Source organism: Kaistella soli (assembly GCF_019038595.1).
Taxonomy (GTDB): Bacteria; Bacteroidota; Bacteroidia; order Flavobacteriales; family Weeksellaceae; genus Kaistella; species Kaistella soli.
Genome location: NZ_JAHOPF010000003.1, coordinates 307,950 through 321,025 on the forward strand (window position 1 = coordinate 307,950; position 13,076 = coordinate 321,025).

General features: G+C 39.8%; 9 protein-coding genes. All 9 read left to right on the plus strand.

The window, feature by feature from the left end; translation table 11 throughout:
- Positions 1–19: 19 nt before the first annotated feature.
- Positions 20–1,051, plus strand: coding sequence for a ligase-associated DNA damage response exonuclease (locus KSK37_RS07125; RefSeq protein ID WP_217200422.1), 1,032 nt, complete (start codon positions 20–22; stop codon positions 1,049–1,051).
- A 12-nt stretch (positions 1,052–1,063) separates the two neighbouring features.
- Entirely contained in the window at positions 1,064–2,644 is a 1,581-nt protein-coding gene (locus KSK37_RS07130) for an ATP-dependent DNA ligase (RefSeq protein ID WP_217200424.1), read from the plus strand.
- Positions 2,644–5,100, plus strand: a complete 2,457-nt coding sequence (locus KSK37_RS07135) for a ligase-associated DNA damage response DEXH box helicase (RefSeq protein WP_217200426.1) — start codon at positions 2,644–2,646, stop codon at positions 5,098–5,100. The genes KSK37_RS07130 and KSK37_RS07135 overlap by 1 nt, the downstream gene beginning before the upstream one ends.
- 22 nt (positions 5,101–5,122) lie before the next feature.
- Positions 5,123–5,767: a ligase-associated DNA damage response endonuclease PdeM gene (pdeM, locus tag KSK37_RS07140; RefSeq protein ID WP_217200429.1), complete on the plus strand. Its 645-nt coding sequence runs from the start codon at positions 5,123–5,125 to the stop codon at positions 5,765–5,767.
- A gap of 15 nt (positions 5,768–5,782) precedes the next feature.
- A complete protein-coding gene (locus KSK37_RS07145) occupies positions 5,783–6,322 on the plus strand; it encodes a lipocalin family protein (RefSeq protein WP_217200431.1) in 540 nt (179 codons plus the stop codon).
- Between the two features lie 141 nt (positions 6,323–6,463).
- The gene (locus KSK37_RS07150) at positions 6,464–7,714 is read left to right on the plus strand and encodes a CinA family nicotinamide mononucleotide deamidase-related protein (RefSeq protein WP_217200433.1); all 1,251 of its coding nucleotides are present in this window, start codon (positions 6,464–6,466) and stop codon (positions 7,712–7,714) included.
- Between the two features lie 69 nt (positions 7,715–7,783).
- On the plus strand, positions 7,784–8,446 hold the full coding sequence (locus KSK37_RS07155) for a head GIN domain-containing protein (protein ID WP_217200435.1): 663 nt from the start codon (positions 7,784–7,786) through the stop codon (positions 8,444–8,446).
- Positions 8,447–8,543: 97 nt separating this feature from the next.
- Positions 8,544–10,631, plus strand: a complete 2,088-nt coding sequence (locus KSK37_RS07160) for a M13 family metallopeptidase (RefSeq protein WP_217200438.1) — start codon at positions 8,544–8,546, stop codon at positions 10,629–10,631.
- Between the two features lie 271 nt (positions 10,632–10,902).
- Positions 10,903–12,990: a M13 family metallopeptidase gene (locus tag KSK37_RS07165; protein WP_217200440.1), complete on the plus strand. Its 2,088-nt coding sequence runs from the start codon at positions 10,903–10,905 to the stop codon at positions 12,988–12,990.
- Positions 12,991–13,076 lie beyond the last annotated feature (86 nt).

The window sequence follows — 13,076 nt, forward strand, 5'->3', positions numbered from 1 at the left end:
ATTCACAAATAATTTTATTTTGAAACTCGTAAAATTCACCAGCAAAGGCATTTACTGCATTCCCGGAAATTTCTATCTCGATCCCTGGAGACCTGTGGATTTGGCGGTGATTTCTCACGGGCACGGCGATCATGCCAAATGGGGAATGAAGAAATATTTATGTCATCACTTCACTAAACCGATTTTGCAGCACAGAATCGGTCCTGATATCGAAGTTCAGTCTCTTGGTTATCACGAAGAAATTACCATCAACGGAGTTAAACTTTCATTTTTTCCGGCTGGTCATATCGTTGGCTCTTGTCAGATCCGGTTAGAATACAAAGGTTATGTTACCGTATTTTCAGGTGATTATAAAGTTCAGGATGATGGACTTTCAACTCCTTTCGAACTGGTGAAATGCAATGAGTATATTACGGAAAGTACTTTTGGATTACCGATTTACAACTGGCTTTCACCTGAACATTATGCAGAACAAATGCAAAGCTGGCATGCCACTAATCATGAACATGGAAAAACTTCAGTTTTTATCGGTTACTCACTCGGTAAAGCACAGCGGATCATGAAAGCACTTGAAGGAAGCGGAAAAATCTACGTCCACAGTTCCATCGCAAAAATTAATGAAGCAATAGAATCAGTAGGAATAGAGCTTCCTGAGTACGAAACAGTTTATTTTAATGATGACTTAAAGAAAGTAAACGGCGAAATTGTAATTGTTCCGCCGGCTTTGCTGGATTCCAATATGATCCGTAAAATTCCGAGCCGTGCAACAGGATTGTGTTCAGGCTGGATGCAGGTCCGCGGTTCCAGAAGATGGCGTTCTGCGGATGGAGGTTTCGCTATTTCTGATCATGCCGACTGGCAGGGACTTTTAGATACTGTAAAAGCAACCGGAGCCGAAAAAGTGCACGTCACTCACGGTCAGACTGCGGTTTTTTCAAAATATTTAAATGAACTTGGCATCGAAGCCTATGAAGTGAAAACCAATTACGGCGATGAAGAAACAGAGGAAAAAGAAATATTTGAAAATAAGGACGAAAAGGAAAATTCTTAATTTTTTCAGGTAATGAAACATTTTGCAGAACTCATATCCGCTCTGGAAAGCACCAATAAAACCAACGCAAAGGTAGATGCGATGGTTCATTATCTGCGCACCGCTCCCGACAGCGACAAACTTTGGTTTCTTGCCCTTTTTACAGGTAAACGTCCGAAAAGACCGGTCAATACCAATTATTTGAAACAATGGGCTTTAGAGATTATTCAGCTTCCCGAATGGCTCTTTCTTGAAAGCTACTCTTCCGTGGGAGATCTTGGAGAAACGCTCTCCCTTATTCTGCCGCCTCCGGAAAATGACATTCAGAAAACCTTGTCGCAGTGGATGGACGAACTCCTTCAGCTGAAAGACAAAACCGATGATGAAAAGAAAATCTACGTTACAGAATCGTGGAACGGTTTGGATTATACCGAACGTTTCATTTTCAATAAACTCATTGGAGGAAGTTTCAGAATTGGGGTTTCAAAAAAACTTTTAATCACTGCTTTGTCCAAGTATTCCGAAATCGATTCCAGTCAGCTCATGCACAGTATTATGGGGAAATGGAGTGTTGGAGATATGAATTTTGAAGATTTAATCACAGGTACAAATATCAATCCCGATAATTCGAAACCTTATCCTTTCTGCCTTGCTTATCCACTGGAAAAAGGAACCGAAGATCTGGGCAATCCCGAAGACTGGCAGGCGGAATACAAATGGGACGGAATCCGCGGACAGCTTATTAAAAGGAATGAGGAAATTTTCATCTGGTCGCGTGGGGAGGAATTGGTAACACCACAATTTCCGGAACTGGTTTCCGCGCTTGAAGTCCTGGAAGGCAATTTCGTTATCGATGGTGAAATTTTAGCCGTCATTAATGATGAGGTTTTAAATTTCAATGAGCTTCAGAAAAGGCTGAACCGCAAAACCATCACCCCGAAAATGCTCAGAGAAATTCCGGTGAAAGTTTTTGTTTACGATATTCTTGAATTTAATAATGCAGATCTGCGTGAAAAACCGCTCTCTGAAAGAAGGAAAATTCTAGAAAATTTAATTGAAAAGCATCCGGTTGCAAGCATTAAAATTTCTGAAACTATAACCTTCGAAAAATGGGAAGAGTTAGTGGATATCCGGGAAAATTCTCGCGAAAACAATAGCGAAGGTCTGATGCTGAAACAGAAAAATTCTCACTACCATTCCGGACGTAAAAAAGGCGACTGGTGGAAATGGAAAGTAGATGCGTTAACTATAGATGCCGTATTAATCTACGCCCAGAAAGGAAGTGGAAGAAGGAGTGGATATTACACCGATTATACTTTTGCCGTCAAAAAAGAAGATCAATTAGTTACTATAGCCAAAGCATATTCCGGATTGACCGACAAAGAAATTATGGAAGTCAGCGGGTTTGTAACCAAAAATTCTCTGGAGAAATTCGGACCTGTGCGGACGGTAAAACCTGAACTTGTTTTTGAAATCGCTTTTGAAGGAATTGGATTAAGTAACCGTCATAAAAGTGGAGTAGCACTACGATTTCCGCGGATTTTAAGATGGCGCCGCGATAAAAAAGCTGACGAAATTGATGATATTGAGGAAGTAAAAAAACTCATCAGATAATGGCGAAAAATTTTCTGGAATCTGAAGGTTACAGCATTGTAAAAAGTTGGCTCGGGGAAAAAGGTTTCGAGCCTTTCAGTTTTCAGCTCGAAACCTGGGAGAAATTCGGGAAAAATTACAGCGGAATGGTCATCGCGCCTACAGGTTTTGGAAAAACATATTCTGTCTTTTTAGCCGTTATCACAGATTTTCTCAACAATCCCGATAATTATAAAGACGGTTTGCAGCTGCTTTGGATCACGCCGCTCCGCGCTCTTGCGAAAGACATCGCAAAAGCAATGACCGAGGCCATCGACGAAATCGGACTCGACTGGAAAGTGGCGGTACGTAACGGCGACACACCTCAAGCTGAAAGGGTTTCCCAGACCAAGAAAATGCCCGAAATTCTCATCATCACTCCTGAAAGTCTTCAGCTTCTTTTAGCTCAGAAAAACAACCACAGGTTTTTTAAAAATCTGAAATGCATTGCTGTGGACGAATGGCACGAACTTTTGGGTTCCAAACGCGGGGTTTTGGTTGAATTGGCGTTATCACAGATCATCAGTTATCAGAAAAAACTGAAAATTTGGGGAATTACTGCAACTATTGGAAATCTTGATGAGGCGATGGAAGTTTTAATTCCTTATCCGATTAAAAAAACAAAGGTTGTAGCAAAAGAAAAAAAGAAAATCGACATTATTCCCATTTTTCCTGATGAGGTTGAAATCCTTCCGTGGGCAGGGCATTTGGGAGCAAAACTCGTCGACAAAGTGGTTCCGGTCATTTTGCAGAGCAACACGACTTTGGTTTTTACCAATACAAGAAGTCAGGCGGAAATGTGGTATCAGTTATTGCTCAAAGAGTATCCTGATTTTGCCGGACAAATCGCTATTCATCACAGTTCCATTGACCGCGAATTAAGAATCTGGATCGAAGAAAATTTAAGTTCAGGATATTTAAAAGCCGTGATCTCAACATCATCTCTGGATTTGGGAGTGGATTTTAAGCCTGTGGATACGGTTATTCAGGTTGGATCAAGTAAAGGCGTTGCCAGATTTTTACAGCGGGCCGGACGAAGCGGACATTCCCCTTTCGAGACATCTAAAATTTATTTTGTTCCTACCCATTCTTTGGAACTGATTGAGGTTTCGGCGCTTAAAGAAGCTGTCAAACAAAAAATAATTGAGCCCCGAACGCCTGTGGTTATGGTTTTCGACGTGCTGATACAGTTTCTGATGACGTTGGCAGTTGGCGACGGTTTTGAAGAAAAGCCGCTTTTTGAACGCATCAGATCTACCTTTTCGTTTTCAGAAATCACTCCTGAAGAATGGCAAAGTCTGCTGCAGTTTATTACGGTTGGCGGAGGTGCGCTCAAAAATTATGAAGAGTATCACAAAGTCATTATTGAAGACGGAATTTACAAGGTAAAACAGCGCCGGATTGCCATGCTTCACCGAATGAATATCGGTGTAATTGTAAGCGATGCCATGCTGAAAGTAAAATTTGTCAGCGGAGGTTATATCGGCATGATTGAAGAATATTTCATCACCAGACTTAAGCCTGAAGATAAATTTATTTTGGCCGGCCGCGTTCTCGAAATTTCTCATATTAAAGAGATGACGGTTTACGTAAGAAATTCAAAAGGAAAGGCCATTATTCCGAGTTATTTGGGCGGAAGATTACCACTGACTTCTCACTTGAGTCATTTGTTAAGACTTAAATTATCCGATTCTTTACAGGCAAAATCATCAGAAAAAGAATTAAAATTCCTGCATCCTTTGTTGGTAAGTCAGGAACAGAATTCTCACATTCCGAAGGACGACGAATTTTTAGTCGAAATGATCGAAACCCGCGACGGTCACCATCTTTTCATGTATCCTTTTGAAGGCAGGCTTATACATGAAGTGATGGCGGCTTTAATTGCTTTCAGGATTTCTAAAATTACTCCGATTTCTTTTTCTATGGCGATGAACGATTACGGTTTCGAGCTGCTGAGTTCACAGGAAATTCCTATTAATGAGAGTGTTTTAAAAAATATTCTTTCCAAAGAAAATTTAATTCAGGACGTATTAAGCAGTGTAAATGCAACCGAAATGGCAAGAAGGAAATTCCGTGATATTGCGGTGATTTCCGGAATGGTTGTTCAGAATTATCCCGGAATCCAGAAAAATAATAAAAGTCTTCAGGCGAGTTCGGGTTTGATATTTAATGTTCTGGAAGATTACAGCCCGGAAAATTTACTGTTGAAACAGGCTTATGCTGAGGTTTTCAATCAGCAGATCGACGAACACCGTCTGATGAATGCTTTCAAAAGAATAGAAAATTCCAAAATTATCCTCAAATTTGCAAACGCATTTACGCCGCTCAGTTTCCCGATAAAAGTCGACAGTTTGAGACAAAGTCTTACCAGTGAAGATTTGGATTCACGTATCATGAGACTTCAGAAGGAATCGATGAAAAAAATCATTGACAGCTGAAAATGAAGCGTTCAAAATAATAATGATTAAGATCTTAGAGAAAACAATACAGCACGAAAAACTTATTTTCACCAACCAGAAAGCAGTTTATTGGGAACGCGAAAAAACATTGATAATCAGTGATTTGCATGTTGGAAAGTCTGCGCATTTCCGTAAGAGTGGAATCGCAATTTCTTCTCAGGTTTTGCATGATGATTTAGAAATTTTAGAAAACCTGATTTCTTTTTTTGAGGTAAATCACGTTCTGATTGTCGGCGATCTTTTTCATGCCGGACACAACAGTGATCTTGAAATTTTCTGTGACTGGAGGAACCGCTTTCCGGATTTAAAAATCACTTTAATTAAAGGGAATCACGACAGAATTGCACCAAAATTTTACGAAGAATACTGCATCGATGTGGTAGAGAAATCTTTACAGATTCCGCCCTTTACCTTTGTACACGAACCTGAAAACAGTGAGGAACTGTTTACCGTTTCCGGACACATTCATCCAGGAGTTGTTTTTCAGGGAAAAGCTCGGCAGGCGTTTAAACTTCCGTGTTTCGCCTTGTCTGAAAACCAGTTGATTCTTCCTGCCTTCAGCAAATTCACAGGTCTGGATACAAAAACGCTGAAAGGAAATTTTAAAAAAATAGCTTTTACCAAAGGCATTATATTTGATTGTTAGTCGGAAAACTTATCAATGAAAAATATGGCAAAAATTGCAATTCCTGTTTCTCTGGGAATTTTAGGATTATTAATTTTTAACTCCTGTTCTGTAGGAATTCCTGACGGAGCGACAGCCGTTAAAAATTTTGACTCTAAAAAATATTTGGGTAAATGGTATGAAATTGCACGTTTCGATTTCCGTTTTGAAAAAGATATGAATAATGTTACCGCAGAATATTCCATGAAAGACAACGGACATATTAAAGTGGATAACAAAGGTTATAATTATGTTAAAAAAGAATGGAAAGGGAGCATTGGTGAAGCCCGGTTCGTAGAAGACGAAAAAACAGCGCGTCTGAAAGTTTCGTTTTTTAAGCCTATTTGGGCCGGCTATAATGTGATTGATCTTGATGAAAACTACCGTTACGCTTTGGTTGTAGGTAATAATTTAGATTATTTGTGGATTCTCTCCCGTGAAAAAACAATTCCTGAAGATATAAAACAGCGGTTTTTAGAAAAAGCGAAAAATTTAGGTTACAAAACAGAAAATTTGATCTGGACAAAACAGGATTAAAATTCTCGGTTAAGAATAATATATCAGCGGACATGGTCCGCTTTTTTTTGTGCCTTTAAAATGACTTGGAAGAACAAAAATTAAAAAAATATAACGTCAACTCGTTTTAAAATTTAGTAAATTTACAGTTCAAATATCTACATGAAAGCAGTTCTCATTACCATCGGCGACGAAATTTTATCCGGGAATACTATTGATACGAATTCAAATTTTATTGCAGCGCAACTCAAAAATATAGGAATTTCGGTAGCACAGATCTTTACAGTTTCCGATGAAATTGAAACCATCAAAAAAGCACTGGAATCCGCTTTCGAAATTGGAAATATTGTGATTGCTACAGGAGGCCTCGGTCCCACCAAAGACGATAAAACCAAAACTGCATTTGCAGAGTTTTTTAATGACGAGCTGAAGCTGGATGGTAAAACTTTTGAACATCTGAAAAAACTCATGATTAAAAGAAACCGCGAGCATTTGCTGGAAATCAATAAAAACCAGGCTGTAGTTTTATCCAAAGCCCATGTTTTTCAGAATGAAAACGGAACCGCACCATGCCAGATGATTGAAGAAAACGGAAAAATCGCGATCTGCCTTCCCGGTGTTCCGTACGAAGTAAAACCTTTGATCAAGGATAAAATCATTCCTTTTCTGAAGGAAAAATTTGTTTTAAACTATATTTCATCAAAAATAATTTCGGTCGTCGATTTTCCTGAAAGTTTGCTGGCACTAACGATCGAAGACTGGGAACTTTCACTTCCTGAAAATATTTCACTGTCTTACCTGCCTATCGGAAACCGGGTGAAACTTAGATTGACGGGAGTTGGCAATGATTTTCAGAAAGTTGAAAACCAATTAAATGTGGAAATCGAGAAGCTGAAACCTTTAATTGGTGAAAAGGTGATTTCCTGGGACGGAAACGAAATTCAGGAAATCCTTAAAGAAATTTTAATGGAAAAGAATCTTACCATTTCCGTTGCTGAAAGCTGTACCGGCGGAGAAATATCGCGTTTGATCACGTCGGTTTCGGGAAGTTCCGAATATTTTTCAGGCGGAATAATTCCTTACGATTATCGCAAAAAAATAGAAATTCTTGGTGTTTCAGAAAAAACAATTTCAGAGAAAACGGTCGTTTCAGAAGAAGTGGCTCAGGAGATGAGTCTTGGATGCCAGAAATTATTCAAAACCGATATTTCCCTTTCTACGACGGGAGTTTCAGGACCGACTTCGGATGAATTTAATAATGAAATAGGAACGGTTTTTTATTCAGTCCGGGTGAAAGATTTCGAAAAGACAAACCGTCTTTTTCTTCCGCATATGGAAAGGAATGATTTTGCGAACTTTGTTTCACAGCGCGTACTGCAGGATTTGGTGGAAATACTGATCCGCCAGAAATAGCACCGGAATAAATTTTAATGAAAATAAAATACTCAGGTGACCGTTAATAGAAAAGTAAAATAGAATATTATGAAGAAAGTATTAGGTAGTTTTTTGGTTCTGGCGTTTCAGATCTCATTTGCACAGTCCACAAGAAATGTTGGTGAATTTTCATCTTTGAAAGTGTACAATAAAATAAGTGTGACGCTGATTCAGTCCAATGAAAACAAAGTGGAAACGGAAGGTAATAATCCCGATGTAGAAACCGTCAATAAAAACGGAGAACTGAAAATAAAGATGTCGCCGGCAAAGATTCTGCAGGGAAATCAGGTTGCGGTAAAGGTTTATTATGAAAAACTGAACGATATTCAGGCAAGTCAGGGTTCATCTGTTTCGTCTTCTGATGATGTAGAATCGAATATGTTGTCGCTTACTTCCAATGAAGGTTCAAAAATAGTTTTGAATGTTGATGCCCGTAAATTAAATATCAAAACCAATTCAGGTGGAGAAATAAAAGTTTCAGGGACAGCCGATAATCAGGATATCATTGTAAACTCCGGCGGAAAATATTTGGGAAGAAATATTGAATCGCAGAATTCAACAGTAACAGCAAATGCCGGCGGATTTGCAGAACTGAATGTTTCCGAATCGGTAAATGCCACCACCAGAGCAGGCGGAATTATTGATATCTACGGAGATCCCAACGACCGGAAAGTTAAAAACGTAATCGGCGGAAAAATAAATTTTAAATAAACTCAGCAAACCATTCTTTAAAGAATGGTTTTTTAATTTGCTGTAACTGTAACATTTAAAAATTATTGAAGACTAAATAATAAATAATCTTTCATCAATGAAAAAATTAAACATAACCGTTCTTGCATTCGCCGGAATGATTGCACTGAATTCCTGTGCGACAAAAACTGCTGCACCTACACCACCAGAAACACCTGTTCCGCCTATGGAAACTGTAAAAGAAACCCCCGAAAACGGCCTGGACCTGACAACGATGGACAAAGCTGTCCGTCCGCAGGATGATATTTATAATTTCGTGAACGGAAGCTGGATGAAAACCGCGGTAATTCCGTCGGATAAATCCACTTGGGGAAGTTTCAACAAACTGGCGGAGGATACGGATAATCATTCAATGACGATTCTGAATTCTCTACTGACAGAGAAATTTGCTGAAGGAAGTGAGGGCAAAAAAATTCAGGATCTGTACGCCACGTATATGAATATGGACAAGCGGAATGCAGACGGAATTGCACCTATTAAAGCTGATCTGGCAAAAATCGATGCAATAAAATCTCTTTCCGATTTACAGAATTATCTGATAGCAGCAACTACAAACGGCGAAAATCCTTTCTATGCATGGGGTGTTGATTCAGATTTGAAAGATTCAAAAATGAACGCGGTTTACTTGGGTGACGCAAATTTAGGAATGGGCCGCGACTATTACCAGAAAGAAAATGCGAAAAACACTGAAGCACTGGCGGAATACACCAAATATGTCGCTTCAATGCTGGAAGTTTTAGGTTATAAAAATTCTGCTGCGGCAGCCCAGAATATTGTAAAATTTGAAAAAAGTATTGCTCAAACTTATCTGACCAACGAGCAGATCCGTGATGCGACTCTGCAGTATAATCCTGAAACAATGAGCCAGCTTTCAGGCATGGTGAAAAATGTAAACCTTCCGAAATATCTGAATGCGGTAGGCGTAAATACTGATAAAGTAATTGTAGGCGAACTGAAGTATTATAAAAGCCTTGATAAATTCATCAACGCTAAAAATATTCCTTTAATTAAGGATTATATGAAGTTTCATTTGCTTTCGGGAAGCGCCAGTTACCTCTCTAAAGATCTGGATGATAAAAAATTCAGTTTTTACGGAAAATATTTAAGAGGTCAGGACGTTCAGCGTGCGCAGAACAAAAGAGGTTTTGAGGTAATCAACGGTGTTTTGGGTGAAGCTTTCGGTAAATTGTATGTAGAAAAATATTTCCCTGCAGAAGCGAAATCCCAAATGGTTGAACTGATCGACTATCTGAAAAAAAGTTTCACTTCCCACATCAACGGTTTGGCTTGGATGTCACCGGTAACCAAGGAAAAAGCATTGGCGAAACTCAACAAATTCACTGTAAAAGTTGCCTATCCGGACAAGTGGAAAGATTATTCAAAATTAACCATCAACTCGGAAGCTAACGGCGGAACTTTATACAAAAATCTCCAGAACGTTACCGAATGGCAATACCAAAAAGATCTTGATAAAATCGGAAAACCTGTTGACAGAACCGAATGGGGAATGTCTCCGCAAACGGTAAATGCTTACTACAATCCTTTGAACAACGAAATCGTTTTCCCTGCCGCCATTTTGCAGCCGCCATTCTTTAATCCGAATGCAGATGCAGCCGTTAATTTTGGAGGAATCGGAGCGGTTATCGGCCACGAAATGACTCACGGTTTTGATGATTCCGGAGCGCAGTTCGATGCAGACGGAAACCTTGTTGACTGGTGGACCGCGGAAGACAAAACCAATTTCGAAAAAGCTACAAAATCTCTTGCAGCACAATATGACAGCTACGAACCGGTAAAAGGAACCCACGTAAACGGAACTTTCACTAACGGTGAAAATATTGCAGATCTTGGCGGCGTAAATATTTCTTATGACGCGCTTCAGATGTACCTGAAAGATCACGGAAATCCGGGATTAATAAGTGGTTATACTCAAGATCAGCGTTTCTTCATGAGCTGGGCAACCGTTTGGAGAACCTTGCAGAAAGAAGCGGCTTTGATCAATCAGATCAAAACCAACGAACACGCGCCGGGGCTTTACCGTGCATTCGGGCCTTTGGTAAACACGGATGCTTTCTATAAAGCGTTTGAAGTGAAGGAAGGAGACAAACTTTACAAAAAACCGGAAGACCGCATCAAAATCTGGTAAACCGAAACCATAATTTGTTTAAAATCACTCAATTTTTTTTGAGTGATTTTTTTTGGAATGATGAGGGCGTATCCCTCGCCCTTGCTTTCCCTTCGCTTGGGTCGCGCTATCCGCTATATCTTTTTCGGTTTGCGGCGGCGAAGCCGCCGCAAACCGAAAAAGGATGCCGCTTCTATCGCTTACGCAGTGCACGTTTCTCCCCGGAAACCATATCCCCAGTCAAAAATATTTTCTATCTTTGATTTAAATCAATAAAACTTTAAAATTTCTAATGAAAAAAATCTCAATAAGCATTCTCGCTTTTTCAGGAGTAGTATTCTTAAATTCCTGTACCGCAACTAAAGTTTCAGAAACCAAAACAGAGGAAACCAAAACCGAGCAGGCTCCTGCGGCAACGGTAAAAGAAGAAGGCCTTAATCTTTCTTATATGGATACCACAGTGCGGCCACAGGACGATTTCTTCAATTATGTGAACGGAAACTGGATTAAGACAGCAGAAATTCCCTCCGACAAATCAAGTTGGGGAAGTTTCAATGCACTTCGCGAAGACGTTGATGTAGCTTCTCTTGATATTTTAAATAAAATTCTTACCGATAAATTCTCTCCGGGTTCCGAAGGCCAGAAAATTCAGGCTTTATACGGTACGTTCATGGATTGGGATAAAAGAAACGCTGACGGAATAAACCCAATTAAAGCAGATTTAGCAAAAATTGATAAAATAAAATCAGTTGCAGACCTGCAGAAATATTTAATTGAGGCCACCAAAACCGGCGACAATCCTTTCTATGCATGGAGAGTAGGTGCTGACATGAAAAACTCAGTAATGAACGCGGTTTATCTTGGCGGACCGAGCCTTGGTTTGGGACGTGATTATTACCAGAAAGAAAACGATGCCAACACAAAAACTCTTGCCGAATATAAAAATTATGTAGCGCAGCTTTTTTCGGTTTTGGGATACCAAAATGCAGATCAAACCGCACAGAGAGTCGTGGCATTCGAAAAACAGCTTGCGAATGATCTTTTAACAAACGAGCAGAACCGTGATGCAAACCTCCGTTATAACCCGAAAACGGTTGCCGAACTTCCTGCTTTGGTGAAAAATATCAACCTTCCGCAATATCTTTCCGCTGTCGGAGTAAAAACTGACAAAGTTATCGTTGGTGAGCTGAAATATTACCAGAAGATGGATTCGTGGATGAACGAAAGAACCCTTCCGCTGCTTAAAGAATACATGAAAGCCAGAATGGTTGCAGGAAATTCAGGAAATCTGGATAAAAAACTGGATGATCTTAACTTTAATTTCTATTCCAAATATCTTCAGGGACAGAAAGAGCAGAGATCAATGGATAAAAGAGGTTTGGGCGTTGTGAACGGAACTTTAGGAGAAGCTTTCGGTAAACTGTATGTAGAGAAGTATTTCCCTGCCGGAGCAAAACAGCAAATGGAAACCTATATCAGCTACCTTAAAAAAGCCTTCAAACAGCACATCGATAATTTGGACTGGATGTCGGCTGAAACCAAAGTAAAAGCTCAGGAAAAACTATCCAAATTCGCTGTGAAAATCGCTTATCCTGATACGTGGAAAGATTACTCAAAACTTCAGTTGAAAGCGCCGGCTGATGGCGGAACTTATTACACCAACCTTCAGAAAGTTTCTGAATGGCAATACGCTAAAAATTTAGATAAAATTGGAAAAGCCGTAGACAAAACGGAATGGGGAATGTCACCTCAAACCGTTAACGCTTATTACAGTGGGTCTAACAACGAAATCGTTTTCCCGGCTGCCATCTTGCAACCGCCGTTCTTTAACTTTAAAGCAGATCCTGCCGTAAACTTTGGTGGAATAGGTGCCGTAATCGGTCACGAAATTTCCCATGGTTTCGATGATTCAGGCTCAAGATTTGACGGAGACGGAAACTTAAACAACTGGTGGACTGATGCTGACCGTAAAAACTTTGATGCTAAAGTAGCACAGCTTGCGGCGCAGTACGATAAATACGAACCGGTAAAAGGAAGTTTTGTGAACGGAAAATTCACGAGCGGTGAAAATATCGGAGATTTAGGTGGCGTTGCCGTAGCATATTCTGCATTGCAGATGTATCTGAAAGATCAGGGAAATCCCGGATTAATCAGCGGTTTGACACAGGATCAGCGGTTTTTCATGAGCTGGGCGACCGTATGGAGAACCAAATCTACTGACCAGTATATGGTGAACCAAGTGAAAACTGATTCTCACTCACCTGGCTATTTCAGAGCATTTGGACCGCTTATCAATCAGGATTCTTTCTATAAAGCATTCGATGTGAAACCGGGAGACAAACTCTACAAGGAACCGGAACAGAGAATTAAAATCTGGTAAAATATGAATCACTCAATTTTTAATTGGGTGATTTTTTTTGGCGGCGGCGCAGGCGCCGCCAAAAAAAAATATAAAATCACTAAATT